We start from the raw sequence: 24,435 nt of genomic DNA on the forward strand, positions 1-24,435 counted from the left end.
CGTGACGCCCGCGCCCGTGACGCCCGCGCCCGGCGCCCCCACCGAAACGCCCGTCCAGCCGGCGCCCACCAGCGGCACCTGAGCCGCGCTCAGGTGAACCAGCGGACCAGGCGCTTGCCCTGCAGGCGCCGGTAGGCGACCAGCAGCCGCTGGAAGTCCCCGTTGATGGTGACGAAGCGCACGCCGTAGCGCCCCCGCGTGCGCTCCCCCGCGGAGCGGCGCGTCCACATCACCTCGCCCTGGAAGGGAACCTCTTCGTCCCCCAGGAGCAGCGCGCCCTCCAGCACGTCGCCCGCCTTCATCGGCTGGAGCATGTCCGCGCAGAAGCCGCTCTCCGACACGTCCCGCGTGTACACCGGCAGCATGCCGCGCAGACGGACGGCCAGGCGATGCTCGAAGCGGGGCACGGCTCGGGGCAGGTGCATGCCGCCCATTCTGTCAGAGTCCGTCTCGGCGATAAAATTGCGTCGGAACGGAACCAGGCAGGGGTGCGTGCCCGGCGTGCAAATCCCGGGAAACGTTGAGAAATCTCCCCGAGGAGGGAGCGGCCCATGTCGAAGGCGTTCACGAAGGAAGACGGGGGCGGTGACGAGGGGCTCACCCCCATGCGTCCCCGGACGACGGCGGGGGAGCAGCGCTACATCACCCCGGAAGGTTACCGCGCGCTCCAGGAGGAGCTGCTGGCCTCGCAGGGGCCGGTGCCCCAGGACTGGCCGGAGCTGGAGGCGGGCGTGCGCAGGCGTGAGCGCGAGCGCCGGGCGCGTGAGGTCGCGGCCATCCTGGAAGAGGTGCGGGTGGTGGAGCCGGATCCTTCGCAGGCGGGGCGCGTCTTCTTCGGCGCGTGGGTGGTGCTGGAGGACGAGGAGGGCGAACAGATGCGCTACCGCATCGTCGGGCCGGACGAAGCGGACGTGAAGGCGGGGCGGTTGAGTGTGGAGTCCCCGCTGGCGCGCGCGCTCCTGGGCAAGGAGGCCGGAGAGGTCGTCCTGGTGGAGCGCCCGCGCGGCCCGGTGGAGTACGAACTGCTCGCGGTGGAGTACGCGCGGTCCGAAGAAGCGTCCGCGCCGGGGCCTTGAGCGACGCTCAGCGCTTCGTGGCGTGCACGGTGACGAGGCCGGTGAAGGGCTTCGGCATGCCGCCCTCGCGCACCTCGACGGTGAAGCCTTCCGCCTCCAGCAGGGCGCGGGCGCGGGGCACCAGGAACGTCAGGTAGTACATGACGAAGGGCGGCTTCCAGAGCGCGTTGCGCACGCGCATGGCCGCGTTGAAGCCCTTCGCCACCCAGTAGCCGGGGTTGAGCGCGGACGGCGGATGGCCGGTGACGAAGACGAACCGCCCTCCCGGCTTCAGCGCCCGCGCGATGCCCTTCACCAGGCGCGGCTCGTCCGCTTCCAGGATGTGCCCGAAGGCGCCGAAGCTGGTGATCAGGTCGAACGCCTCCGTGAAGGGCAGCTCCAGCGCATCGCCCCGCACGAAGTCGAGCGCCGCGTCCCCGGGCGCATCCCGGAGCAGTTGGCGCGCCTCGTCCAGCATCCCCTGGCTCAGGTCCAGTCCGACGACGCGGTCGCGGCAAAGGGGGCGCAGCACGCGCATCGCGGCGCCGGTGCCGCAGCACACGTCCAGCGCGGCGCCCACGCTCCTTTCCGGGCCCACCTGCGCGAGCGAGGCCTTGAGCACCGCATCGGGCGTGCGGAACGGGGTGTGCTCGAACTTGGGGGCGAGCAGGTCGTAGCCGTGCTCGACGGAGGTGAGGGCCTGCCGGGTCAGCTCCCGGAAGGTGGGGCCATCGCGGTGGAACATGGGATGAGGTGTACCCACATCCACCGCCTCCCGTCACCTGGGGCTGCACGGGACCCGACGGACTTTGAATGTTTCGGCGGGGGGGCCGTCAGTCAGGACAAGCAACACAACGGAGGATGGAAGACATGGCTTTCAAGACTGCGCTCTCGACCCTGGCCTTCGCTGCACTGCTGCTCGGTTCCTCCTCGGCGTTCGCGGAAGACTGGCGCGGGCCGACGCGGGCGGATGCGAAGTGGGGGCACCAGAGCCGGGGCGGGTGGGAGGTTCCGCAGGGCCAGGCGTTCCGCTACGAGGATGACGACGCGCGCACGCGCCGCTTCGTGGGGTGCCGCGGCCCGAACTGCGATGCCCGCCCGATGCCGCGCCCGGTGGACTCGCGGGGCCGCTACGAGCTGCAGACGGTGGAGCGCTGGGTGCCGGCGCGCTACGAGCAGGTCTGGGTCCCGGAGCAGTGCGTGGCCCAGGGCCGCCGCGGGCGCCACGTGCGCTGCACGCCGGGCTACTACGACCAGCGCTACATCGCGGGCGACTACCAGGCGGTGACGGAGTGGGTCTGGGTGCCGTACGCCGGGCGCCGCTGGGTGACCGTGCACGCGGCGGCCTACTACCCGTAGTCGAAGCTTTCTGACGGCAGCAGGGGACGAACGCAGCAGGGGACGACAGCAGCACGCAGGGGACACGCGGGGCGGTACCTGGAGAGGGGTCTCCGGGTATCGCCCCGCGGCGTTTCGTGGCGGAAAAGGCTCCGGATGCCTTTCGCGAGCGGGCCTGTTAGGCAGGGCCCGCATATGGGGACCGCATTCATCACGGGCGCGGGCGTACGCGTCGGAAGCGCGGTGGCTCGCGCATTGGGCCGTGCCGGCTATGACCTGGCGCTCCACGCGAACCGCTCCGTGAGCTCGCTGGAGTCGCTGGCGGATGAATTGAGGGCGCTTGGCCGCGACGTCACGCTGTACGGCGCCGACCTCTCCGACCCGGAGGCGGTGGACGCGCTGGGCGCGAAGGTCCGGCAGGCGCATCCCGCGCTGGACGTGGTCGTCCACAACGCGGGCCTGTATGAGCGCGTGGACTTCGCGGCCATCACCCGCGAGCAGTACCGCAAGATGCTCGGTGTGAACGTGGACGCGCCCTTCTTCCTGACGCAGGCGCTGCTGCCGTCGCTGCGCGCGGGGAAGGACCCGGTGGTGGTGCACCTCACCGACATCGGCGGCGAGCGGGCGGTGAACCACTACGCGCACTATTCGGTGAGCAAGGCGGGGCTGGTGATGCTGACGCGCGCGCTGGCGGTGGAGCTGGCGCCGCATGTGCGCGTCAACGCCATCTCCCCTGGCGTGGTGGCCTTCCCCGAGCACTTCGACGAAGCGGCGCGACAGGCTGAACTCCAGCGTGTCCCCATGGGCCGCGAGGGCAGCGTGGAGGATGTCGCGCGCACGGTCCTCTTCCTGGCGCGCGAGGCGCCGTACCTCACCGGACAGGTCATCGCCCTGGACGGTGGAAGGAGCGCCCAGCTGTGAGCGACGAGCCCGCGTTGATCCATCCCCTCGTCACCGATGCGCAGGGCCGTCCGTTGGACGTGATGCAACTGCGCGGGCTCACGGTGGACTGCATCGTGGGCCTCTACAACCGCGAGCGCGTGACGCCGCAGCCGCTGCGCCTGGACGTGGCGCTCTTCCTGGACGCACGGCAGGCGGCGGTGGGCGGGAAGCTGGCGAACACGGTGCACTACGGCCGACTGGCGGGAGAGCTGCGCTTCCTCCTGGATGCGTGCCGCTTCGAACTGCTGGAGTCCGCGGCGGAGGCGGTGTGCCGGTACATCCTGGCGCCGCCCACGGACGCCGCGCCGCACGCGCGGGTGCAGGCGGCCACGGTGCGGGTGACGAAGCCGGAGGCGCTGGGCGGGTGGGCCATCCCCTCGCTCCAGGTGCACCGCACGGCGGAGGAGATGCTCTACCGCACGGAGGCGCATCCCTTCGGCCGGGTGGACGTCATCCACGAGGGCGCGACCTACGGCGTCTACCGGTTGCGGGTGGATCCAGGAGGCCGCATCCCACCGCGCGTGGACGGGCACACCGAAGGGTGCGAGCTGGTGCTGGGCGCGGGGTTGTTGCTCCAGGGCCAGCCGGTGGTCCGGGGCATGGCCTTCCAGGTGCCGCGCGGGTTCGTGCACCGCTACGACAACCCGACGACCACCGAGCAGACGGTGCTGGGCGTCTACCGGCCGCGCCTCGTGCCGTCGGGCGAGGGGAGTCCGGACGGGGTGGAAGGCTTGCCGGGACCGGGGACGCTGTACTACCTGCCCGAGTAGGCAGCAGCGCCCGCCCTGGGGGTGGGCGACCAAGCGACGACCCCGGGAGGTTGTGCTTAGCTCCGGGGCGTCCCGGGGTCGGCATCCTGGGAGTGGTGCCTGGCTCACGAAGGACACGTCGGATGAACCTGGACAGGCGGATTCAGCTCTTCATGGTGCTCGCGGGGGTGTTCATCACCTCGCTGGTGGTGGGCGACATCATCGGGGTGAAGCTGTTCGAAGTGCACCTGGGCTCGATGCCGGTGGTGTTGTCGGCGGGGATGCTGACGTTCCCGGTGACGTTCCTGCTCACGGACATCCTCAACGAGTTCTACGGCAAGCGGGCGGCGCGCTTCATCACGTGGGTGGGCTTCTTCATGGCCATCTTCACCTTCGCGGTCATCGCCGTGGCGGTGCGGGTGGAGTGGGCGCCCATGACGCTGGCGAAGGACTACAGCGGGACGGTGGCGGGGTCGTTCAACAACGTCTTCGCGGGCTCGCAGCGCATCCTGATGGCGTCGATGGTGGCGTACCTGGTGGGCCAGTTCGCGGACATCGGCATGTTCAACCTGCTCAAGCGCACGACGAACAACCGGATGCTGTGGCTGCGCGCCACGGGCTCCACGGTGGTGTCCCAGCTCATCGACACGGCGGTGGTGCAGTACATCGCGTGGACGGGCGTGCTGCCCCATGACGTCATCGTGAAAATCATCTACTCGTCGTACGCGGCGAAGCTGTTGGTGGCGCTGGGGCTGACGCCGCTCATCTACCTGGGCCACGCGTTCGTGGAGCGCAAGCTGGGCATCGCCCCGGTGGTGCTGGGCCCGGACGGTGAGCCGGTGAACCTCCCGGCCCCCGCCTCCGAGTCCTCTCCAGCCCGCGCGGCCTGAGCGGCGTAGACTGCACGGGAGGGAGGACGCACCCATGCAGTTCACGATCGTTGACTGCCCGCCACCGCCAACGCCAGCGGAGGTCTTTCTCTGGATGATGCTCTGGAGCGCGCTGCTGGTCGGGATTCCGCTGCTGCGCTGGTTGATGCGGAGTCCTCGCGATGGGCGTGACATCCTGGGCTCGGCGCCGGCGTCACCTCGGAGCTTCTTCCAGGGCTTCCGAGACCTGATGGGCTGGGCCTGCCTTGCGGTCCTCTTCAGCGGGCCGTTGCTGGTCGCCATGGCCGTCGTCATCAAGGCGGACGCGGTGTTCTTCGACCATGCCGACGCGACTCTCGGGGGCTCCGTGATCAATTTGCTGGTCGATACCCCTTTCACCTGGGGATTGTTCGCAGCGATGACGGTGTTGGGCGCCCTCCTGAGGGTGCGGTGGTTGCAAGGCGACGCACCCCACCGGGACGTGCTCAACCCCAGGACCCACGCGGCCTGAAGTAAGAAGAAGATCGAGGCCCGTAAAAGGAGCCTCGCCCCTCCGACGGCAACGAACGCATCATTCAAGATTTACGCGGTAAATCTGCGTTCCGGCGCAGGACTATCGGGTCATCCGTCTTGCCCCATGTCTTGGCGTCAGATCTGGGGAGATGGCGTGAGTCGCTGCGATGCATCCTCGACAGCCACGTCCGTAAGTTTCAGTTGCCTGCCGTGAACTTTTCCAGTCGGGACTGCTCCACAGAAGCGGACTTGGCGTCCACGCCGAGTCATCTGTCACGCCGTCTCAACCGGCGAGCGCGCCGCACTCTGGACCTAGGACAGCACTAACCCAGGTAGCTGGTTCATGGTCGTGAAGGTCCATCCGTGAGTAGCGGTAGATGGCCCCTGCATGTGGCCATCTATGCTGAACGGCTGTCCAACGCGGAGACGAGACCTACGATTCGTTCGATTCGTTATTCCACGAATGAACGGACACCCAGTAAAGGATGCCGCGCAGGATCGGCATGTGACGTTACTTGACGATCTTCGAGTTCGCCTTCGTGTCGGGCTTAAGTTCTAGTGATCACGGTGGGTTAGATGGCGAGCCCGAATCGATTTATTGTCCGGATCGCGTATGTCGCTCTTTCGATAGTTTTTTTTTCTGAGTAAAAGCAGGAGTTTGAGTGAACTCGATCTAGATGAAGTAAAGGATCGTGATGGTATCGTCACGATCTCGATCTTTAGATCGAGAAGGTATTTTATCCCGTTGAGTCGAATGGCCGTAGATCACTGTAGAATCAATGGTTTATGGGTGGACCGGAAGTATTTTGACGCTTGACAGGCTGGGAGACAGGGAATATATGATGACCGCGATGAGCGAACAGACTCCAGAGGCCCCTCTTCGGGTGGGTGAAAGTGTGGCAGAGGCCCAGGACTGGCTGTCTCGGTCGGCCGCTGTGTACTTCGGAGATGGATCCAAAGTATTCGCCGCTGCCATCGGAAAGCTGGTCGCTTATCGGACTCCACACGAGCCCGACGACGTGGCCTGGACGTTGAAGAATCTGGATGCCCTTGCGGATCGACTGGCCCGGAAAGAGTCGCTGGCTCCCAATTCGCTGAAGACGTACCTATCTCGGGCACGTACAGGCTTGGAGTCCTACGTAGACTGGTCGCGTAACCCTGTCGGGTGGGTGCCCAAGCGCCGAGTGAAGGAGAAGGAGGAGCGCAGAGATTCGGCTTCTTCCTCAGTCGAAGCGATCGCTCGGAAGAAAGACCGCCAGGATGCGGTGATTTCCGAGGCTCCTGCTCAACTTGGTCCTTCTGCGTCACTACAAGATGAAATCAACCAAGCTCTCGTGGCCATAGCTAAGTGGCCACGCTTGCAGCCTTATTTGATGCCCGGCCTCATCACCGCGATGGATGCCGCGAAGAAGACCGGAGATTCATGAAGAGCCCCAGTCAAATGCATGGGGCATTTGACACCTTCGTGTTGATTGTGGGCTTCACGAAGAAAAAAGGGAGTTCGGTTGCAGCCGAACTCCCTTCAACCACCCACGTTGGAGCCATGGGGTAGCACTTTGTCGATGGAAAGATAGCGATAGGGTACAAAATCTTCAAGCTGTCTCTCTCGCCCCTTGGCTCCTCCTACGAAATCGAAAGGAGGAGGCGATGACTACGTACGTCTGTAGGTACTGCGGTCGGAGCATCATTTTTAGATGCGTTCGACAGCTGCCCAGCGGCAAGGTCGAACGTCGTCCGAGACCGTTCCCGGTCCACGTCGACGGCATGCCGTGTGGCGGCTAGCGAAAGATGAAGAAGCAAGGCCTCCCCGAGAAGTGAGTTCGGGGAGGCCTTGTGTTGAAGCTTGGCCGCCCATGGACTTCAATGCGGATTCGCGGCCGGGTGCTTGAGCACCTGCATGGTGCCGCGCGTGACGCCGAACTGCTCATGCACGGCGGCGCGCTTCACGGCCTCCATGGGCGACAGCTGCCCCGCGAGCAGCTCCTGATACGCGGTCAGCACGCGCGCGGCCTCCTCGCGCGTCTCGCGCACGAACTCCACCCGAAACCGCCGCACGCCCCGCTCCAGCAGCCGGGGCACCAGCGACGCCGCGCTCTGCGCCTGCGCGTTGAACACCGTGTTGCGGCACCCCACGTCCACGATGACCGGGTGCTCCAGCCCCAACCGATCCTTGAGTGCGAGGGCGTGCTTCTCACACGGCCGTCCACAGGTCCGGTAGTCGCGCCCGTTGGACAGCGTGTGTGAATACACGCAGTGCTCGGTGTGGAACGTGGCGATGTGGTGGTGCAGCGCCACCGCGAACCGGTGCGCGGGCGCCTTCTCCAACAGCGCGAAGAGCTGATCCGAGTCCAGGTCGTGTGACACCGTCAGCGTGTCCAACCCCAGCCCCAGCAGGTGCGCCGCCGTCAGCGAGTTGGTGACGTTGAGCGAGAAGTCCCCGTGCAGCACCGGCCGCGAAGCCCCCGCCGGCTGCTCCAGGAAGTGCATCATCGCGCCCCAGTGCCGCACCAGCACCGCGTCCGGCCGCAGCCGATCCAGGCGCGTGTCGTAGCCCTCCTCGCCCGGCTTCTGCACGCGCACGGTGGCGATGGTGACGCGCAGCCCCGCCGCCCGCGCCCGCTCCACCGCGCGCTGGAGCCCCACCAGCTCCATCCAGTCCAGCTCCACCTCACCCACGCCCGCCGCGATGGCCGCCTCCAACTGCGCCTCATTCCGGCACAGCGGCAGCAACCGGGGGCCCGCATCCACGGGCCGCGCTTCCATCCGCGCCAGCAAGCCCTGACGGACCCCGTCCTCCACCGCGTCGGCGCTCACGGTCCGCGCGGGCCCCCGCTCCACGTCCGCCGTCAGCTCCGCCACCAACTGGCGGCGCAGCGCCTTCAGCTCCGACACCGGCAGGTGCAGCCCCGGCGCAAGGCCCGAGCAGTCCAGCTCCGCCAGATGGAACGAGGTCCCACCCAGCGCGGCCAGCTTGTCCTTGAGCAGCGCCGCGTCCACGCCCGCACCGCGCGAAGGCGCGAGCAGCGTCGTCCCTACCGCCTCGCGCGAATGCCGCCCCGTGCTCATCCGCACGCGAAGCGGAGCGCCCTCCACTCCGGACACCCACAGCGACAGCGGGATGCGGCCCTCGGGCTCACCCTCCGCGAGCAGCCCCTCCGTGCGCCGTGCGAGCGCCGGGTCGCTGTTCAGCCACACGCGCTGCCCCGGCTCCACGCGGCCCAGGTCCGGCCCGGGGTGGCCGAAGCCCAGCACCCAGGCGTCGCCCTCGCGCTCCACGCGGAAGATGGGACCGCCCGGCTCATGCTTGTCCTCGGGTGCGCCCGCGTCGAACACCACGCCCATGCCCGGACGCGGATCCACGTCCGCCGGATCCGGCTCACCCGAAAGCGGCGCGGACACCGCTCCCGTCGCGGACTCCGGCCGCTCCTCGCCCAGGCCCAACGCGCCCGTCCACGGCCGGTCATCCGGCACCACCAGCACATCCTTGCCCGCCACCGCGCTCACGCGGCCCAGGTACAGCCCCCGGTGTTTCGGAAAGCGCCCCTCCACCAGCGTCTGGTGGTCGGATCCGGCAAGGAACCCGTGGGAGAACCCCCGGCTGTACGACAGCGACATCTCCGCCAGGTCCTTCGCCAGCCGCGCCCCGTCGGGCTTCCCCGCCATCACGCCGTCCAGCCACCGGCGATAGCCCTGCACCGTGCTGGAGACGTACTGCGGTCCCTTGAGGCGGCCTTCAATCTTCAGGCTGTGCACGCCGATGTCCGCCAGCTCCGGCACGGCCCTCACGCCCGCCAGGTCCTTGGGGCTGAGCAGGTATTTCACCTCGCCCAGGTCGCGCGTCTCGCCGTCCACCACCAGGTCGTAAGGCAACCGGCACGACTGCGCGCACTGACCCCGGTTGGCGCTGCGCCCACCCCACGCCTCGCTCGTGAGGCACTGGCCGCTCCAGGACATGCAGAGCGCGCCGTGGATGAAGACCTCCAGCTCGATGTCCGTCTGCGATGCCAGCCGGCGGATCTCCGCCACCGACAGCTCGCGCGGCACCACCATGCGCGTGAAGCCCAGGCCCGTGGCGAACCGCGCCCCTTCCGCGCTGGACAGCGTCATCTGCGTGGAGGCATGCAATTCCAACTGAGGACACACCGCCCGCGCCAACAGCGCCACCGCCGGGTCCTGGACGATGAGTGCATCCACACCCGCCCGGGCCACCCCTCGCAGCAGGTGCTCCACCACCGGCAGCTCTGGTTCGAACACCAAAGTGTTCAACGTCACGTAGGCGCGTGCCCCGGCGCGGTGGATGAGTCCCACCGTGTCCGGCAGTCGTTCCAGCGAGAAGTTCTCCGCGCGGGCGCGCGCGTTGAACCCCTCATCGAGCCCGAAGTAGACGGCGTCCGCGCCACTGGCGAGGGCGGCACGCAACGACTCCAGGTCACCAGCGGGGGCGAGGATTTCGGGGCGTCGGGAAGACATGACCCCCTACCTAGCAAAATGCCTGGAGCCCCCTCAATCCCGTCGGTCTCCAAACGAGACGGATTCTTTTGCGTGACAAGGGTTTCGCCTGGAGAGGAGCCGGCCAATCGGATGTTTGTGATTGGCCCGGACGGTGATATTCCAGTGGGTCAGGCGCGCCGAGCAGGCACCCGTCGGTCATGTGGTTGGGGGAGCACCGTCGAGCCGCGCGCCATTTCCAGAAGGGAAATCAATGGAGCGCGAGCAGGTGTCAGGGGTGCGATCCGCGCCCGGGCGGCTGGAAGCGGTGGATGCCATGCGGGGCACGGTGATGCTGCTCGTGTTCCTGTCCCACTTCGCGGATGCGTATCTCTATCCGCTGGGTGGAGAGGCCGCGCACCTGCGCGAGCGCATGAACCTCCTGACGATGATGGCCACGCCCGGCTTCATGGTCATCAGCGGCCTGATGCTGGGGCTGCTGCACTCGCGCAGTCGCGATTTCGGTCCCCTGCGCCAGCGGCTCCAGCGCCGGGGGCTGTTCCTGCTCACGGCGGGGCACCTGCTCATCGTCCCCACGTGTCGCTTCTGGGCGGGGGAGTCCCTGTACCTGCTGCGCATCCTGCCGGTGACGGACACCCTTGGCCTGGCGCTGCTCGTGGGCCCGTGGGTGGTGACGCGGCTGGATGGCAGGACGCGCGCGTGGCTGGGCATGGGCCTGTTCGTGGCGAGCTGGGCGGTGACGCTGTGCTGGTGGCCGGAGTCGGCCGTGGCGCAGACGCTCAAGGAGGCCTTCTTCGGGCAGCGCGAGCTGCACGTGTTCCTCTCCAGCTTCCCGGTGGTGCCGTGGATGGGCGTGTACCTGGTGGGCAGCATGTTCGGGGAGTGGTTGGGAACGTGGGGCCGCGCGGACGTGAAGGGCGTGTCGCGGCGCTTCGAATACGTGGGCCTGGGCGTCGCCACCTTCGGCGGCGTGCTGATGGTGCTCCACATCGCGGTGCACCATCTGTGGCACGGCGCGGGCTTCACGACGTTGATGGCGCTCACCTCGCAGGGGCAGAAGTACCCGCCGGGGCCTGCCTACGTCGCGCTCTACGGCGGCACGGTGCTCGCGGTGATGGGGCTCCTGATGCGCGCGGAGCAGGCTGGCCACCTGTCGCGCTACCTGCGCGCGGCGAGCGTCATCGGGCGGCACTCGCTGCTCGCGTTCGTGCTCCAGTTCTACGTGTACTACGTGGGGCTGTACCTGCTGCGCCTGCCGTACTCGCCGCTGTGGCCGCTGCTGTTCGTCGCCACCGCGCTGCTCCAGTGGGGCGTGCTGTACGTGTGGGACCTGCGGGGCCGCGGCAAGGAGGCCTCCGCGAGGCTGCCAGAAGGCGTGCCCGCGTCTGGCGCCCGTTAGGAGCAGGCGGGCAGGGGAGCGGACGTCCGTGCGTCGGGTGGCGGAGGCGGTAGGCCATCCCCACCCTTCGACGCAGGAGGTCGTGAATGCCCTACGTCGTCGTCTACATGAAGCCCACCTGTCCCTATTCGCGCCAGGCCATGGACCTGCTCAACGAGAAGGGCTGCGAGTTCCAGAAGGTGAATGTCGCCGCGGATGAAGCGCGGCACGAGGAGATGAAGGAGCGCTGCGGCCGTCACACCGTGCCGCAGATCTTCATCGCGGGTCGCCACGTCGGCGGCTGCGATGACCTGTACGCGCTGGAGGAGCGTGGCGAGCTGGATGGGCTGCTTGGTGGTGCCCCGTCGTCCCCCGCGCCCTGACCGCGTTCATCCGCCGTGCCTTGAGCCGTGTCCTCGCCGGGAGGCTTCATCCCGCCGGGCGCGGCTCGAGTCTTTCGGACACCCGGGATTGGTACTTCCGTTCAGTGGCCATTTCCGGGCAGGGGGCTGATTTTGTCGCCCTCGGTGACGAGCGGGTCCCCGACGTCGCGCCCAACCGCGCGGATTCACGTTCCCTGCCTGAAGGCCTGGCAGCCAGGCGGCGCGCACGACCCTGACGCCCGGGGAATGCGCGACGCGATGGCTGCCGTTGCCGGCCGACCCCGCGAGCGCCTTCCCGCGCCGTGAACCCCACGAGGAGTCCACATGCGCTTCCGCCTGCCCCTGACGACCATCGTCTGTTCCGCCGGATTGTTCGCTGGCCTCGTCGGCTGTACCGGCAAGGTCGAACCCGCGCCCATAGGACGGAGTCCGGGTACGACAACGCCGCCCATCGTCAACCGTCCGGTGCCCACGCCCGATGCCGGCACCCGCGCCGATGCCGGTGTCCCTGACAGTGGCAGCAACGGTCCGACGGATCCGCCGCCTCCGACGGATCCGCCGCCCACGGATCCGCCGCCTCCCACGGATCCACCGCCCGCGGAGTCGCAGTACACGCGCGTGCTCTGGGTGTCTCCCAACGGCAATGACACCGCGGCCGGCACGGAAGGCCTGCCCCTGCGCACGGTGGCGCGCGCGCTGTCGCTGGTGAAGCCCGGCGAGGCGGTGTTCCTCCAGTCGGGCACGTGGCGCGAACACGTGAAGCTCCAGGAGAAGCAGGGCACGGCGGCGAAGCCGCTGACGCTCCGGTCCGCGCCGGGCGCCACGGCCATCCTCAAGGGCGGCTCCATCGGGGAGACGGCGCTGGTGGACGTAAGCGGCGCCTACTGGAACGTGGAGGGGCTCACGGTGGACGTGGGCGGTGAGGCCGCGTTCGCGGTGATGTGGCGGGGCGCGGGCGCGCACCACGGCGTGCTGAAGAAGAGCATCGTGAAGAACGGCACGGAGGGCGCGGGCGTCTACGTGACGGAGAAGGCCCACGACGTCCTCATCGAGGACAACGCCATCTCCTACTTCGACAAGGGCGACGAGGACAGCCACGGCGTCGCGGTGCAGACCTCCGCGAGCAACGTGGTGGTGCGCGGCAACGACATCCACCACAACTCCGGCGACGGCGTGCAGTGCCTGGGGCCGGAAGGTGGCGCCACGCTGCCGGGCACGCCGTTCGACAACCTGCTCGTGGAACGCAACAAGCTGCACGACAACCGGGAGAACGGCGCGGACATCAAGACGTGCACGCGCGTCACGCTGCGCGGCAACACCATCTACAACCACCGCAGCGTGTCCTCCGCCGCGGGCGAGGGCATCGTCGTGCACCTGTCCCCCACGGACGTCACGCTGGAGGACAACGTCCTCTACGCCAACGCGCGCGCCATCCAGATTGGCGGCTACCGCGAGGGCGCCCCGCCCACCCGCGTCATCATCCGCCGCAACCTCATCCACGACGGCCTGGGTGAGTCTGAAGGTGAGGAGGGCACCGGCATCCGCGTGGACACCTCCGTGAACGTGAAGGTGCAGCACAACACCGTGTGGAACCTGAGCGGCGCGTGTCTCATCTTCGGCGAGGGCGCCACCGGCGCGAGCCAGGGGCTGGACGTGCGCAACAACATCTTCGCCGGCTGCGGCCTGGGCGCGCGCGGAGGGGCGGGCCGGAGCGGCGCGGTGATGGACGGCAACCTCTTCTTCTCCAGCGGGGGTGCGGTGACGTTCCGCCTGGACAACGCCGCGATGGGGCTTGCGGAGTGGCGCTCGAACGCCGGCCTGGACAAGCGCTCCCAGGAGCGCGCCCCCGGCTTCGTGAACACGGGCAGCGACGACTACCACCTCACCCCGGCCTCCGCCGCGCGTGAGGCGGGCCTGTCGCTGGGCCTGCCCTTCTGCGGGGCCGCGCCGGACCAGGGTGCCTTCGAGTCGGGCTGCCCCTGACCCCACGGGGCGTGTAGACTCCGGGCCCCCTCGCTCCGGAGTCTTCCGCCCCCCGTGTCGGCCCCGTCGGAACCCGCCTTCGGCATCGTCCTCGTCCCCCCGGTCTCGGTTGCCCGCGAGCCCCTGAACGCCGCCGCCGAGCGCGCGGGGCTGCGCGTGGTGGACAACCCCGACGATGCCGCCCTGGCGTTGGTGGACCTCACCGCCCCGGGCTGCGGCCCGGCGGTGGTGGAGCTGCTCACGTCCCTCAACGGGCCGCACCTCACGCTCATCGCGCTGGTGTCGCCGGATCCCCGCGGCTTCGCCGCCGTGGACACGCTGCGCCCCACCGACATCCTCACCCACCAGGGGCTGCCGCACGAGCTCACCTGGCGCCTGCAGCGCGCCGCCGAGCGCCACCGCGAACGCGAGGAGCAGGCCCGCAGCCAGACGGACCTGGCGCTGCTCCTGGAGCTCACCGCCGACTACGCGGAGAGCTCCGACGTGGAAGCGCTCCTGCACGGCGTGACACGGCGTCTGGCGGAGCAGCTGGACATCGCGCGCGCCACGCTGGTGATGCTGGGCGGCGGCGCGGACGAGGGCGTCATCGTCGCGGCCAGCGACGACCCGGGCCTCAAGGACCTGCGCATCGACCTGGCGCGCTACCCTGAAATCCGCGAGGTGGTGCGCACCGGCAAGCCGGTGGTGATGCAGGAGGCGGCCACGCACCCCCTGCTGGGCGACCTGGAGCGCCGGGCCGTGGCCGCGCGAGGCATCCACGCCATCGCCGCGCTGCCCCTGCCCATCCGGGGCGAGGTGCGCGGCGTGCTGCTGCTGCGCGCGGCCGGCCGGCGCCGGACCTTCAGCGCGCGCGAAATCGACTTCCTCACCACGGTGGCGCACGCGACGGCGGTGGCCCTGCGCAGCGCCTCGGTGCTCCAGTCGGTGCAGACCGCGCGGCTGGCGGCGGAGGAGAAGGCCGCGTCCTTCAAGCCCTACCAGCTCTTCTTCGCCCACGTGAGCGAGGGCGTGGCCATCCTGGACGACAAGGCCGGGGTGCTGTCGCTCAACCCCTCCGGCGCGCAGATGCTGGACACGCCCGCGAACGAAGCGCGCGGCAAGCACCTGAACCAAATCACCCAGCCCCTGGACGAAGGCGTCCTGATGGAGCTGGTGACGTCCGCGTCACGGGGCGAGGCGCGCTCGGGCGTGGACGTGGTGGTGCGCACGCCCGCGGGCCGCTGCCTCACGCTGTCCATGTCCGCGGCGCCGCTGCGCGACGAGGACGCGGCCACCATCCTGTCCTTCCGCGACGTGACGGACGCGCGCAAGCTGGAGGACGAGCTGCGCAACACGAAGGACTTCCTGGAGCGGCTCATCGACTCGTCGGTGGACGCCATCATCGCCGCGGACCTGAAGGGGCGGATCATCCTCTTCAACAAGGGCGCGGAGGCCATGTGCGGCTACTCCGCCGCGGAGGCCCAGGAGAAGCTCACCGTCCTGCAGCTCTATCCGCCCGGCGTCGCGCAGCGGGTGATGGCGCAGATCCGCAGCCCGGAGCTGGGCGGGCGCGGCCGGCTGTCGCTCATCCGCCAGGAGCTGGTGCACCGCTCCGGGGAGCGGGTGCCCGTGAACATGACGGCCTCCATCGTCTACGAGGGCGGCCGCGAGTCCTTCAGCGTGGGCATCTTCACGGACCTCCGGGATCGGGTGCAGTTGGAGCGCAAGCTGTCGGACGTGGAGACGCGGCTGGAGGAGAGCGAGAAGAGCGCGGTCATCGTCGCGCTCGCCGGCACCGCGGCCCATGAGCTCAACCAGCCCCTCACCTCCGTGATGGGCTACGCGGAGCTGCTCAAGCGCAAGCTCAAGGAGGAGGACTTCGCCTGGAGGCCGGTGGACATCATCTACCGCGAGGCGGAGCGCATGGCGGAGATCGTCCGGAAGATCGGGAAGATCACCCGCTACGAGACGAAGTCGTACGTGGGGGCGCAGCAGATCCTCGACCTCGACAAGGCGACGTCCCATGAAGAGTGAGGTCCGCGCCGTGCGTCCGCCCGGAGCCCCGACTCCCGACGCCTTCCAGGCCTTCTTCGACGCGCTCGACGAGCCCGCGGCCCTCTGTGACGCGTCCCTGCGCGTCGTGGCCGTGAACCCCGCGCTGCGCCGCTTCTGCGAATCACACGGCATTGGCGTGGACGACGTGGAAGAGGCCCTGTCCGGCGCCAGCGCCCCCGACGACGGCCAGGCCCACGAGGTGGACCTGGTGCTGGCGAGCGGCACCTCGCTGGTGCTCACCCTGTCGCGCAAGGCGGACACCGTGGCGGTGCGCGCCCGCGTGGACACGGAGGTCATCAGCGGCCGGCTGGTGGTGGCCGAAAAGGCCCTGCTGGAGCAGGCGCGCACCGAAGGCGTGCTGCTGGACCTGGGCCGCAGCGTGGCGGAGGTGGGCGGCGAGGAGGAGCTGGTGGCCGCGGTGGCGCGCGGGGTGAAGGAGCTGTTTCCCAGCCGCTCCTTCTGCATCCGCATCGTGGATGCGCGCACCGGCGGCCTCACGTCGCTCTACGCCGAGGGCCGGCTCAAGGAGGGCGCGCACGAACCGCTGGTGCTCTTCCAGCGCTCGGTGGAGAAGACGAACCTGTCGCTCGCGTCCCTGCCGCAGGGCCGGGTGTCCATCTCGGAAGAAGTGCCGCTGCTCTTCCACGGCAGCACCCGCGCGGTGAGCGCCCCGCTGGTCGCGAGCGGCCAGCTCTTCGGCGCCATCAACATGGAGTACCCGGACGGCCTGGACGCGGACATCGCGCACGACGAGCGCGTGCTGCTCCAGTTGGCCAGTCAGGTCGCCGTGGCGGTGAAGAACGCGAAGCTCATCGACGAGCTGACGTTCGTGCGCAAGTACCTGGAGGAGCTGCTGGAGAAGGCCAACGCGCTCATCCTGGTGGTGAACCGGGACAAGCAGGTGGTGGTCTTCAACGAGGCGCTGAGCGCGCTCACCGGCCTGTCCAAGGAGCAGGTGCTGGGGCGGGATTTGTCCTCGCTGGTGGCGGACAGCGAACAGCTGCGGCTGGCCCCCGTGCTGGCGGCGGCCATGCGCGGCGAGTCGGTGAACAACTTCGAGACGCGCCTGCTCACCCACGACGGCGGCGAGGTGCGCGTGTCCTTCGCCACCTCCTCCATGCTCACCCAGCCCGGCGAGGTGGAGGGCGTCATCGCCATTGGCCAGGACGTCACGGTGGTGAAGGAGCTGGAGAAGCGCATCATCCACGCGGAGAAGCTGGCCTCCATCGGGCAGCTCGCGGCCAGCGTGGTGCATGAAATCAACAACCCGATGACGGCGGTGGCCACCTACGCGGACGCGCTGCTGCAGCGCTCGCGCCTGACGCCGGGCGCGAACCCGGCGGACCAGGAGAAGCTGCGGAAAATCCTGGAGAGCAGCCACCGCATCCTGCGCTTCACCCGCGACCTGGTGAGCTACGCGCGGCCCGCGCAGGACCGGCCGGAGCGGGTGTCCCTCAACGCCGTCGTGGACATGGCGGTGGGCTTCTGTGAACACGTCGTGTCCCAGGCGCGCGTCACCGTGCACCGCGAATACGCGGGCGACGTGCCCCCCCTGGCCGCCGTGCGCGCCAACCTGGTGCAGGTGTTCGTCAACCTCATCACCAACGCGTGCCACGCCATGCCGCCGGGCGGCGCCGTGCACCTGGTCACCGCGCAGGAAGGGCAGGAGGCGGTGGTGCGCGTGCGCGACACCGGCACCGGCATCGAGCCGCGCAACCTGGCGCGCATCTTCGAGCCCTTCTTCACCACCAAGCCGGAAGGGCGCGGCACCGGCCTGGGCCTGTCCATCTGCCAGGGCATCGTGGAGAACCACGGCGGCCGGCTCACCGTGGAGAGCACGGTGGGGCAGGGCACCACCTTCACCGTGCGGCTGCCGCTGGCCGTGGACTGAAAACCGCCGGGGCCGCGCGGGGGGCTTCAGCCCTCGCCGGCCTCGTCGTCCAGTTCGCGCCGGAACTCCTCGTTCGACAGCAGGCCCTTGCGCGCCATGATGCGCATCAGCGCCCAGAAGCGGCGCTCCAGCTCCTCCAGCCGGTCCGGCTCCTCGCGCGCCGCCTGACCGAAGAGGTAGTCCAGGTCATCCAGCACCCCGCCCGCGGGCGCCTTGGGCTTGTCCGCCGCCGGGGCCGCGCTCGCGCCCCCACTCCGGCGCCGCTTCGCCTGCTCCTCGCGCTCGCGGATGAGGTCCGCCAGCGACGTGCGCTGCGTCTTCTCCGCCGCCGGCAGCTCCTCCCCGACGATGACCTCCTCGTCGTCCTCCACCGGCACGGGCGCGCGCGCGGGCGGCGGTGCGGGCCTTGCAAGCCTTGCAGGCGCCGCGCCCGCCCCCGGCCTGGGAGCGGCCGCCACGGGCACCTTGTGGTAGTAGCGCAGGATGGCGCCGCGCACGGCGGACAGCGCCGTCACCCGGCCGCTGACCTTCAGGCCGCTGGTGAACTCGATTTCCTCGATTGCCGTGAGGTTGAGCGGATCCGCCATGGCCACCACCAGCTGGCGCCGGCCGCCCACGCTCTCCAGCGCGAAGGGGAACAGGTCGTGCTGTTCGCAGAAGCGCGCGCGCAAGAGGTGCACCGCCGCCCAGTCCGGGGTGATCGCCGCCAGGTCCACCTGGGGCATCTCCAGCGCTTCACTCAGGGCCTGGGCGAGCGTCGCCTCCGTGATGGCCCCCTGACCGATGAGCGTCACGCCCAAACGCTGCCGCGTCTGCCGCTGGGCGGTCAGTCCTGCCTCAAGCTGGGCGGGCGTGATCGCGCCGCGTTCCACCAGCAGCTCCCCGATGCGCTTCCTGGCCATGGTTTCCCGCCCTAGCACGGCCTCTGGAGGTGCCCAAATCGCTGGCCCGCTTGTCGCGGAAGCCGCTGGGAAGGGCTCGCCATGCAACCTGTCCAGTAGCTTGGCAAGCCGCGCGCCAACGCAAAATTCCTGTGAGATTTCAGTAACTAACGCTGGGGGTGGCTGCCTTGACACGTCTGGAAGCGGTTCCTAGACTCGCGCCACCGTGATCCCTTATTCCTGCTGACGGCCTGGGTGGAGGTCCACCCGGTTGAAAGCAGTCCGGAACAGCTCGCAAGCGCGAGCTTCGCCGCCCATTTGGAGGCCATCAGTGATGAACCTGGGGTTTGTGACCAATCTGTCCATTCTCGCCAACGCAGGCGGCGGCAACGAGACGTTCATGCAGGAGCTGGGTCGCCGCTGGGAGTCCGGTCAGGCGGGCATGTACCCCATCGCGCTGTGCCTCGTGGTGGCGCTGGCCATCATCGTCGAGCGCAGCATCGTCCTGTTCGGCAAGGCCTCCATCAACAAGGAAGGCTTCCTGCGCGGGCTGAAGAAGCACATCTACGCGGGCGACCTGGACAAGGCCATCAACTACGTGGCCGGTCAGAAGACCACGCCGCTGACGAGCGTCGTCAAGGCCGGTCTGATGAACGTCCCCAAGGGCCAGGAAGAGGTCCAGGCGGCGCTCGACGAGGCCAGCCTGCGTGAGACGCCTCGGCTGGAGGCGCGCACGGGCTACCTGGCGATGCTCGGCAACGCGGCCATGCTCGCCGGTCTGCTCGGAACGGTGAACGGTCTCATCACCTGCTTCGAGGCCGTGGCGAACGTGAACCCGGCCGACAAGGCGACCATTCTCGCGAACGGTATTTCTGAAGCCATGAACTGCACGGGCTTCGGTCTGCTGACCGCCATCCCGGCGCTGGTCGCCTTCTCCGTGCTGATGGGCCGCACCCAGAGCATCATCAACGACATCAATGAGACCAGCGTCTCCGTGCTGAACCTCATCGTGGCCAACCGCGACAAGTTCAAGAACCTGAACATCCCCGCGTCCGCCCACGCGCACGCCGAGGAGTAGTCCTCCTCAAAGCAGCGCAGGGTTGGAACCGGATGCACCGGCGCGCTGTCTGGTAGCCCCGAAGTGGTGGACCCAGACAGGCGCGTCCGTTCCCAGAGTCTTCTTGAAACGTCGTTCGTGCGCGAAGAGCGCGGTAGAGCAGGGAGGTAGTCGCCATGGCCGGCGGAATGGATCTGGGCACAGGTGGAAAGGGTGGCAAGAAGCCGCTCGATACCGCCATCAACATGGTGCCCTTCATCGACCTGATGGCAGTGACCATCAGCTTCCTCATCATGACGGCGGTCTGGACCCAGATCGGCCGTCTGCAGGTGTCCCAGGCCGGCGGGGCCTCCTCGGACGAGCAGGAGACGGAGGAGAAGACCAAGACGGTCCAGCTCACCCTCCTGGTGTCGCCCACGGAGATGCGGCTCACCGCCGACCAGAGCGCCTTCGACCCCATTCCCCTCACCCGGGATGACAAGGGCCGGCCGGACCTGACCAAGCTGGTGGCGCGCTTCAAGGAGTTGAAGGCGCAGCTGCCGGATCAGGCCGCCATCACCCTCCAGACCGAGGACCTGGTCCGCTACGAGGACCTGGTTCGCATCATCGACGAGTGCATTGGCTCTGGGTTGCCCCAGGTGTCCGTGTCCGCGGCGATGGGCTAACAGGAGCACTTCAAGCCATGGGTATCAAGGTTCCGGGCAAGCGGTACGGCAAGCGGCTGGAGCACTCCAAGGTGTTCGGCCACGGTGGGCACGGCAAGAAGAACGGGAACGCGGACCTGCTCATCACGCCTCTCGTCGACATGTTCGTCATCATCGTGCTCTTCCTCATCGCGAACTTCTCCGCGACGGGCGAGGTGCTGATGATGACCAAGGACATCGTCCTTCCCGAAGCGGTCAACGTGAAGGAAGTGGAGATGCACCCGGTGGTGATGGTGTCCAACGACCAGGTCAGCGTGTCGGGCACCATCGTGGGCCGGGTGGAGGACCTCACCAAGGACGAGTACCTCAACATCCCCGCGCTGGAAGAGAAGCTGCGGGACATGAAGAAGCAGTTCGAGGACCTCCACTCCATGGCGGGCGGCACCGACGGCTTCAAGGGTGACGTGAACATCCAGGCCAACAAGGACGTTCAGTTCAAGGTCATCAAGCGCGTGATGTTCAGCTGCGCCACGGCGGGCTACAACAACATCAACTTCGCCGTCATCCAGGCCGGTGGCGCGGCCGCCGGTGAGAAGACCGCCGCCGCCACGCATTAGTTCGACGCTTCGCTCCTGATTCACGGACGCCCTGGCCCCCTCGTGGGTCGGGGCGTTCGCGTTTTGAAGAAAGGCCTTTTTCGTCATGCCCCTTGGCGCCGTGCTCTTCGACCTGGATGGGACGCTGGTGGATTCGCTGGGGGACATCGCCGCGGCGATGAACCACGCGCTCGCGCACCACGGCCTGCCTCCGCACCCGGAGGCCGCCTACCTGCGCTTCGTGGGCGAGGGCGTGGCGCAGCTCGCGCACCGGGCCACCGGCGGGGCGGACCCCGCGCTCCAGGGCCGGGTGCTGGCCACCTACCACGGCTACTACGACGCGCACCTGTTCGACCGGACCCGCGCGTACCCGGGCGTGGTGGAGGTGCTCCAGGCGCTGGCGGCGGACGGCGCCCGGCTGGGCGTGCTCAGCAACAAGTCCGACGACTTCGTGAAGCGGCTCGCGGCGAAGCTGCTGCCCGGGGTGTCCTTCGCGGCCGTGTACGGCGAGCGTCAGGGCATCCCGCGCAAGCCGGACCCCACCGCGGCGCTGGCCCTGGCGGCGGAGCTGGGCGTGGCGCCCTCCGCGTGCGGTTTCGTGGGGGATACCTCCGTGGACATGGACACCGCGAAGGCGGCGGGCATGTACGGCGTGGGCGTCACCTGGGGCTTCCGCCCGGCCGAACTGCAGGCGCACGGGGCGAAGGCGGTCGTGTCCTCGGCGGCCGACCTGCTGGCCGCGCTGCGCGCCGCCTGAGGCCTCCAAAGCGAAGGGGCCGCCTCCCTGGAGGAGGACGGCCCCTGGAGGCTTCCGGCGTCTACGGGGGGCTCAGGCGGCCACGGCCAGCTTCGGCTCGGAGGCTGCCACCGGCGCGCGGCTCAGCTGCTTGAGCATCCGGTAGTGCGACCCCACCGCGCCCAGGAAGGTCTCCGACTCCGGGTAGGGCAGGCCGTGCTCCTTGGCGGTGGCCTGCACGATTTCGCTCAGCGCCGGGTAGTGGATGCTGCACACCTTGGGGAACAGGTGGTGCTCAATCTGGTAGTTGAGCCCGCCCACGTACCAGCTCAGCAGGCGGTTCTTGCGGGCGAAGTTCGCCGTGGTGCGCAGCTGGTGCACCATCCACGCGTCCTCCACGTTGCCGGTGGCGTCCGGCAGGGGGAACTCGGTGGTCTCCACCACGTGGGCCAGCTGGAAGACGATGCCCAGGATGAAGCCCGCGGTCATGTGCATGGCGAGCAGGCCCACCACGAACTGCCACCAGGTGACGTTCAGCACCATCCACGGAATCACCAGCGTCCAGCCGTAGTACACGGCCTTCATGCCAATGAGGCGCGCCCACTCGGCCGGCGCGTGCTTCTTGTCCTTGTAGGGGCCCAGGTCCTTCTGGAAGAAGTACTTGTAGTCCTTGGCGAACACCCAGAAGACGGTGGTCAGCGAGTAGGCCAGGAACGCGTACAGGTGCTGCGCGCGGTGGTACGGCTTCCACTCGGAATGGGGCGACAGGCGCAGCTGCGGGCTGACCGTCAGGTCCTCATCCATGTTCTGGATGTTCGTATACGTGTGGTGCAGCACATTGTGCGTGATGCGCCACATGTAGCTGTTCGCCCCGATGAGGTCGAACGCCAGCCCCACCACCGAGTTCACGCGCGCGTTGTCGCTGTAGGAGCCGTGCACGCCGTCGTGGCCCACGCAGAAGCCGATGCCCGCGATGCCCACGCCCATCAGCACCGCCATGCCCAGCATGGCCCAGGGACCGAACCACCCCGTGAGCAGCAACCCGTAGACCCCGAACGTGAAGCCCAGGATGGCCAGGGCCTTGACGTACATGGCCCCGTTGGCCCGCTGGGACAGGTTCCGGGTCTCGAAGTATTCGGAGACTCGACGCTTGAGGTCCTCGGCGAAGGACGCATCGCGCTGGCCAAAGGTCACACGGGTGGGGTTGGTCACGGGGAGGTACGCCTCATGGGTCTGGATGACGGGGTGGAACGGGACCGGCGTCCCCAGGATAGGCGACGTCGGAGTGGAAGTGTTCAGGGGCGGAGACTATTCCTCAACACCTGCCCCGCTTCGGGGTGTCACCCCTGGCTGGCCGGAGCGTCAGCCAGCGGGAAATGGACGACCCCGAGAAGGCGTTTCACTGCACGACCCGGGTTGTTACCTTCGACGGCGTGAAGCCAGGACGGGAGTGGTTCCCGGCTCGACTTCATGCCTGTTCAGGGTTAAGGCGCCGTCTAGGCCCCGAATGCAGGGGCGGGCAGGCTGGCGATGAAGCCTTTCTGCCAGTGGGACAAGGAAGCAGATTATGGCAAGCGGTACGGTGAAGTGGTTCAATGATGCGAAGGGCTTCGGTTTCATCACGCAGGACAGTGGTGGTCCGGATGTGTTCTGCCACCACACGGCGATCGTGGCGGATGGTTTCCGTACCCTGGCCGAGGGCCAGAAGGTGGAGTTCGAAGTGAAGAAGGGCCCCAAGGGCCTGCAGGCGGAGAACGTCCGTCCGGTCTGAGCCTTCCGGCTCGGCTGACTCTTCACTCACCCACGAGGTCCGGCCTTGACGAGGCCGGACCTCTTTTTCGCTAATTTCTCCCGGGAGGTCCCATGCAGGGAAGGTCCACGAAGCGGCAGAAGGAAATGGCGCGCCAGCAGAAGCAGCGCGAGAAGGACACCAAGAAGGCCGAGCGCAAGACGGAGAAGGATCAGCGTCCCGAGCGCGTTGCCGGTGACGTCGATCCGGACATCGCCGGAATCGTCCCCGGGCCGCAGCCGCTGCCCGATGCGTTCAACGACTGATGCGGTGCGCATGAAAAACCGCCCCGGCCTGTGAAGGCGCCGGGGCGGCGGTAGAGGAGGGGCTGGAAGGCCCCTTTTTCATGTCCGGACGGTGGCTCAGCCGGTGCCGTAGCGCAGGCGTTCGCGGTCCTTGTCCTCCGCGCGGTTGTAGGCGGTGGCCGCGGCGATGACGTGACACACCCAGCCCAGCACCCCGCCCGTGCCCAGCCAGAAGCCGGGGGTGATGATGAGCCAGAAGACCCCGCGCAGGATGTCTCCGTTGTAGATCTGCCCCACGCCAGGGATGAAGAACGACAGCAGCGCAGCAAGACCGGGACGCGACATGGATTCGTTCCTCCTTGCCTCCTGCTACGGCCCGGCGGGCTCCCCATTGCATCACCTGTCGGACAGCGCCTGGCTGCCGGGCAGGCAGGCGGAAGCATGGGGTGCAACGCCTCCGCGTCCCCGCTAGCATGACGCATGTTCTTCCGGCCCGGATGTCCAGGCCCGGAGGCACGGGGGGAAGTGATCATCCAAGCTCGGCATCAGGCCCGTGTGGCGGCGGCGTTCCAGGGTGGAGGCCTTGTCGAGGTCATCGCGCTGGCGGGCGTGTACCTCGTGGCCGCGCGGGCGGGCCTGTCGCTGGCGGCGGAGGGCAGCCACATCAGCGCCGTCTGGCTGCCGTCGGGCGTGGCGCTGGGCGGACTGCTGCTCTGGGGCGTGTCGCGCTGGCCCGCCGTGTTCCTGGGCGCGTGGACGGTGGCGCTTTCGCTGGATGTGCCGCCGGGGGTGGGCCTGGGGGTCGCCGCCGGGGCCACGCTGGAGGCCGTGCTGGGCGCCCTGCTTCTGCGCCGGGTGGCGTGCTCGCGGGAGCTGCACCGCGTGCGCGACGTCGTGTGGCTG

At 68.5% G+C, this 24,435-nt stretch carries 25 protein-coding genes; 19 read left to right on the top strand and 6 right to left on the bottom strand.

Features of this window, described 5'->3' with window-relative positions:
- Positions 1 to 89: 89 nt before the first annotated feature.
- Complete coding sequence (locus D7X74_RS20750) at positions 90 to 425, bottom strand: PilZ domain-containing protein (RefSeq protein ID WP_158620428.1); 336 nt, start codon at positions 423 to 425, stop codon at positions 90 to 92.
- A 126-nt stretch (positions 426 to 551) separates the two neighbouring features.
- Between D7X74_RS20750 and D7X74_RS20755 the strand changes: the two genes are divergently transcribed.
- A complete protein-coding gene (locus D7X74_RS20755) occupies positions 552 to 1,076 on the top strand; it encodes a GreA/GreB family elongation factor (RefSeq protein ID WP_120534722.1) in 525 nt (174 codons plus the stop codon).
- A 7-nt stretch (positions 1,077 to 1,083) separates the two neighbouring features.
- Here the strand turns inward: D7X74_RS20755 and D7X74_RS20760 are convergent, their stop codons facing one another.
- Positions 1,084 to 1,800 carry a class I SAM-dependent methyltransferase gene (locus tag D7X74_RS20760; RefSeq protein WP_120534723.1) on the bottom strand — a complete coding sequence of 239 codons (717 nt, stop codon included), beginning with the start codon at positions 1,798 to 1,800 and terminating at the stop codon, positions 1,084 to 1,086.
- 125 nt (positions 1,801 to 1,925) lie between these two features.
- Between D7X74_RS20760 and D7X74_RS20765 the strand changes: the two genes are divergently transcribed.
- From D7X74_RS20765 to D7X74_RS42670, 6 genes are all read left to right on the top strand, one after another.
- Positions 1,926 to 2,414: a hypothetical protein gene (locus D7X74_RS20765; RefSeq protein ID WP_233602181.1), complete on the top strand. Its 489-nt coding sequence runs from the start codon at positions 1,926 to 1,928 to the stop codon at positions 2,412 to 2,414.
- A gap of 174 nt (positions 2,415 to 2,588) precedes the next feature.
- Positions 2,589 to 3,314 (top strand): SDR family oxidoreductase, encoded by a 726-nt coding sequence (locus D7X74_RS20770; protein ID WP_120534725.1) that lies wholly within the window; start codon positions 2,589 to 2,591, stop codon positions 3,312 to 3,314.
- Positions 3,311 to 4,105, top strand: coding sequence for a dihydroneopterin aldolase (locus D7X74_RS20775; protein ID WP_370450785.1), 795 nt, complete (start codon positions 3,311 to 3,313; stop codon positions 4,103 to 4,105). The genes D7X74_RS20770 and D7X74_RS20775 overlap by 4 nt, the downstream gene beginning before the upstream one ends.
- 122 nt (positions 4,106 to 4,227) lie before the next feature.
- Positions 4,228 to 4,974, top strand: a complete 747-nt coding sequence (locus tag D7X74_RS20780; RefSeq protein WP_120534726.1) for a queuosine precursor transporter — start codon at positions 4,228 to 4,230, stop codon at positions 4,972 to 4,974.
- 34 nt (positions 4,975 to 5,008) lie between these two features.
- Entirely contained in the window at positions 5,009 to 5,464 is a 456-nt protein-coding gene (locus tag D7X74_RS20785; protein ID WP_120534727.1) for a hypothetical protein, read from the top strand.
- 853 nt (positions 5,465 to 6,317) lie between these two features.
- Positions 6,318 to 6,893 (top strand): hypothetical protein, encoded by a 576-nt coding sequence (locus tag D7X74_RS42670; RefSeq protein WP_147446631.1) that lies wholly within the window; start codon positions 6,318 to 6,320, stop codon positions 6,891 to 6,893.
- Positions 6,894 to 7,326: 433 nt separating this feature from the next.
- Here D7X74_RS42670 and D7X74_RS20790 read toward each other — a convergent pair whose 3' ends face one another.
- On the bottom strand, positions 7,327 to 9,936 hold the full coding sequence (locus tag D7X74_RS20790; protein WP_120534728.1) for a U32 family peptidase: 2,610 nt from the start codon (positions 9,934 to 9,936) through the stop codon (positions 7,327 to 7,329).
- A 256-nt stretch (positions 9,937 to 10,192) separates the two neighbouring features.
- Between D7X74_RS20790 and D7X74_RS20795 the strand changes: the two genes are divergently transcribed.
- The 5 genes from D7X74_RS20795 to D7X74_RS20815 all read left to right on the top strand — a co-directional run bounded on the left by D7X74_RS20795 (position 10,193) and on the right by D7X74_RS20815 (position 17,584).
- Positions 10,193 to 11,314 (top strand): heparan-alpha-glucosaminide N-acetyltransferase domain-containing protein, encoded by a 1,122-nt coding sequence (locus D7X74_RS20795; RefSeq protein ID WP_158622268.1) that lies wholly within the window; start codon positions 10,193 to 10,195, stop codon positions 11,312 to 11,314.
- An 86-nt stretch (positions 11,315 to 11,400) separates the two neighbouring features.
- Positions 11,401 to 11,676, top strand: a complete 276-nt coding sequence (grxC, locus tag D7X74_RS20800) for a glutaredoxin 3 (protein ID WP_120534730.1) — start codon at positions 11,401 to 11,403, stop codon at positions 11,674 to 11,676.
- Positions 11,677 to 12,000: 324 nt separating this feature from the next.
- Complete coding sequence (locus D7X74_RS20805) at positions 12,001 to 13,659, top strand: right-handed parallel beta-helix repeat-containing protein (RefSeq protein ID WP_120534731.1); 1,659 nt, start codon at positions 12,001 to 12,003, stop codon at positions 13,657 to 13,659.
- 54 nt (positions 13,660 to 13,713) lie between these two features.
- Positions 13,714 to 15,672, top strand: a complete 1,959-nt coding sequence (locus D7X74_RS20810; protein ID WP_199732865.1) for a PAS domain S-box protein — start codon at positions 13,714 to 13,716, stop codon at positions 15,670 to 15,672.
- Positions 15,662 to 17,584: an ATP-binding protein gene (locus D7X74_RS20815; RefSeq protein ID WP_120534732.1), complete on the top strand. Its 1,923-nt coding sequence runs from the start codon at positions 15,662 to 15,664 to the stop codon at positions 17,582 to 17,584. The genes D7X74_RS20810 and D7X74_RS20815 overlap by 11 nt, the downstream gene beginning before the upstream one ends.
- A 26-nt stretch (positions 17,585 to 17,610) precedes the next feature.
- On the opposite strand, the gene D7X74_RS20820 is transcribed toward D7X74_RS20815, so the two are convergent.
- Positions 17,611 to 18,486 carry a general secretion pathway protein GspE gene (locus tag D7X74_RS20820; RefSeq protein ID WP_120534733.1) on the bottom strand — a complete coding sequence of 292 codons (876 nt, stop codon included), beginning with the start codon at positions 18,484 to 18,486 and terminating at the stop codon, positions 17,611 to 17,613.
- 313 nt (positions 18,487 to 18,799) lie between these two features.
- Between D7X74_RS20820 and D7X74_RS20825 the strand changes: the two genes are divergently transcribed.
- The 4 genes from D7X74_RS20825 (at position 18,800) to D7X74_RS20840 (ending at position 21,519) form a co-directional block, all read left to right on the top strand.
- Positions 18,800 to 19,543 carry a MotA/TolQ/ExbB proton channel family protein gene (locus D7X74_RS20825; protein WP_120534734.1) on the top strand — a complete coding sequence of 248 codons (744 nt, stop codon included), beginning with the start codon at positions 18,800 to 18,802 and terminating at the stop codon, positions 19,541 to 19,543.
- A gap of 155 nt (positions 19,544 to 19,698) precedes the next feature.
- Positions 19,699 to 20,187 (top strand): biopolymer transporter ExbD, encoded by a 489-nt coding sequence (locus D7X74_RS20830; protein ID WP_120534735.1) that lies wholly within the window; start codon positions 19,699 to 19,701, stop codon positions 20,185 to 20,187.
- Positions 20,188 to 20,204: 17 nt separating this feature from the next.
- Positions 20,205 to 20,783 (top strand): biopolymer transporter ExbD, encoded by a 579-nt coding sequence (locus tag D7X74_RS20835; protein WP_120534736.1) that lies wholly within the window; start codon positions 20,205 to 20,207, stop codon positions 20,781 to 20,783.
- A gap of 85 nt (positions 20,784 to 20,868) precedes the next feature.
- On the top strand, positions 20,869 to 21,519 hold the full coding sequence (locus D7X74_RS20840) for an HAD family hydrolase (protein WP_120534737.1): 651 nt from the start codon (positions 20,869 to 20,871) through the stop codon (positions 21,517 to 21,519).
- 72 nt (positions 21,520 to 21,591) lie between these two features.
- Here D7X74_RS20840 and D7X74_RS20845 read toward each other — a convergent pair whose 3' ends face one another.
- Positions 21,592 to 22,710 (bottom strand): acyl-CoA desaturase, encoded by a 1,119-nt coding sequence (locus D7X74_RS20845; protein ID WP_120534738.1) that lies wholly within the window; start codon positions 22,708 to 22,710, stop codon positions 21,592 to 21,594.
- 355 nt (positions 22,711 to 23,065) lie between these two features.
- Here D7X74_RS20845 and D7X74_RS20850 point away from each other — a divergent pair, with 355 nt between their 5' ends.
- Both D7X74_RS20850 and D7X74_RS20855 read left to right on the top strand, forming a co-directional pair.
- Positions 23,066 to 23,269 carry a cold-shock protein gene (locus D7X74_RS20850; RefSeq protein WP_120534739.1) on the top strand — a complete coding sequence of 68 codons (204 nt, stop codon included), beginning with the start codon at positions 23,066 to 23,068 and terminating at the stop codon, positions 23,267 to 23,269.
- 92 nt (positions 23,270 to 23,361) lie between these two features.
- Positions 23,362 to 23,553 carry a hypothetical protein gene (locus D7X74_RS20855; protein ID WP_120534740.1) on the top strand — a complete coding sequence of 64 codons (192 nt, stop codon included), beginning with the start codon at positions 23,362 to 23,364 and terminating at the stop codon, positions 23,551 to 23,553.
- Between the two features lie 96 nt (positions 23,554 to 23,649).
- On the opposite strand, the gene D7X74_RS20860 is transcribed toward D7X74_RS20855, so the two are convergent.
- Complete coding sequence (locus D7X74_RS20860; protein ID WP_120534741.1) at positions 23,650 to 23,877, bottom strand: hypothetical protein; 228 nt, start codon at positions 23,875 to 23,877, stop codon at positions 23,650 to 23,652.
- A 180-nt stretch (positions 23,878 to 24,057) separates the two neighbouring features.
- Between D7X74_RS20860 and D7X74_RS20865 the strand changes: the two genes are divergently transcribed.
- Positions 24,058 to 24,435 (top strand): MASE1 domain-containing protein (locus D7X74_RS20865; protein ID WP_233602182.1); only part of this gene is annotated, 378 nt, incomplete at its 3' end.

The organism is Corallococcus sp. CA047B (genome assembly GCF_003612065.1).
GTDB lineage: Bacteria > Myxococcota > Myxococcia > Myxococcales > Myxococcaceae > Corallococcus > Corallococcus praedator.

Excerpts from the sequence above, each read along its gene's own strand:
- D7X74_RS20750 (WP_158620428.1), bottom strand. The coding sequence starts at position 425 with ATGCACCTGCCCCGAGCCGTGCCCCGCTTCGAGCATCGCCTGGCCGTC.
- D7X74_RS20755 (WP_120534722.1), top strand. The coding sequence starts at position 552 with ATGTCGAAGGCGTTCACGAAGGAAGACGGGGGCGGTGACGAGGGGCTC.
- D7X74_RS20760 (WP_120534723.1), bottom strand. The coding sequence starts at position 1,800 with ATGTTCCACCGCGATGGCCCCACCTTCCGGGAGCTGACCCGGCAGGCC.
- D7X74_RS20765 (WP_233602181.1), top strand. The coding sequence starts at position 1,926 with ATGGCTTTCAAGACTGCGCTCTCGACCCTGGCCTTCGCTGCACTGCTG.
- D7X74_RS20770 (WP_120534725.1), top strand. The coding sequence starts at position 2,589 with ATGGGGACCGCATTCATCACGGGCGCGGGCGTACGCGTCGGAAGCGCG.
- D7X74_RS20780 (WP_120534726.1), top strand. The coding sequence starts at position 4,228 with ATGAACCTGGACAGGCGGATTCAGCTCTTCATGGTGCTCGCGGGGGTG.
- D7X74_RS20785 (WP_120534727.1), top strand. The coding sequence starts at position 5,009 with ATGCAGTTCACGATCGTTGACTGCCCGCCACCGCCAACGCCAGCGGAG.
- D7X74_RS42670 (WP_147446631.1), top strand. The coding sequence starts at position 6,318 with ATGAGCGAACAGACTCCAGAGGCCCCTCTTCGGGTGGGTGAAAGTGTG.
- D7X74_RS20790 (WP_120534728.1), bottom strand. The coding sequence starts at position 9,936 with ATGTCTTCCCGACGCCCCGAAATCCTCGCCCCCGCTGGTGACCTGGAG.
- grxC (WP_120534730.1), top strand. The coding sequence starts at position 11,401 with ATGCCCTACGTCGTCGTCTACATGAAGCCCACCTGTCCCTATTCGCGC.
- D7X74_RS20805 (WP_120534731.1), top strand. The coding sequence starts at position 12,001 with ATGCGCTTCCGCCTGCCCCTGACGACCATCGTCTGTTCCGCCGGATTG.
- D7X74_RS20815 (WP_120534732.1), top strand. The coding sequence starts at position 15,662 with ATGAAGAGTGAGGTCCGCGCCGTGCGTCCGCCCGGAGCCCCGACTCCC.
- D7X74_RS20820 (WP_120534733.1), bottom strand. The coding sequence starts at position 18,486 with ATGGCCAGGAAGCGCATCGGGGAGCTGCTGGTGGAACGCGGCGCGATC.
- D7X74_RS20825 (WP_120534734.1), top strand. The coding sequence starts at position 18,800 with ATGAACCTGGGGTTTGTGACCAATCTGTCCATTCTCGCCAACGCAGGC.
- D7X74_RS20830 (WP_120534735.1), top strand. The coding sequence starts at position 19,699 with ATGGCCGGCGGAATGGATCTGGGCACAGGTGGAAAGGGTGGCAAGAAG.
- D7X74_RS20835 (WP_120534736.1), top strand. The coding sequence starts at position 20,205 with ATGGGTATCAAGGTTCCGGGCAAGCGGTACGGCAAGCGGCTGGAGCAC.
- D7X74_RS20840 (WP_120534737.1), top strand. The coding sequence starts at position 20,869 with ATGCCCCTTGGCGCCGTGCTCTTCGACCTGGATGGGACGCTGGTGGAT.
- D7X74_RS20850 (WP_120534739.1), top strand. The coding sequence starts at position 23,066 with ATGGCAAGCGGTACGGTGAAGTGGTTCAATGATGCGAAGGGCTTCGGT.
- D7X74_RS20855 (WP_120534740.1), top strand. The coding sequence starts at position 23,362 with ATGCAGGGAAGGTCCACGAAGCGGCAGAAGGAAATGGCGCGCCAGCAG.
- D7X74_RS20860 (WP_120534741.1), bottom strand. The coding sequence starts at position 23,877 with ATGTCGCGTCCCGGTCTTGCTGCGCTGCTGTCGTTCTTCATCCCTGGC.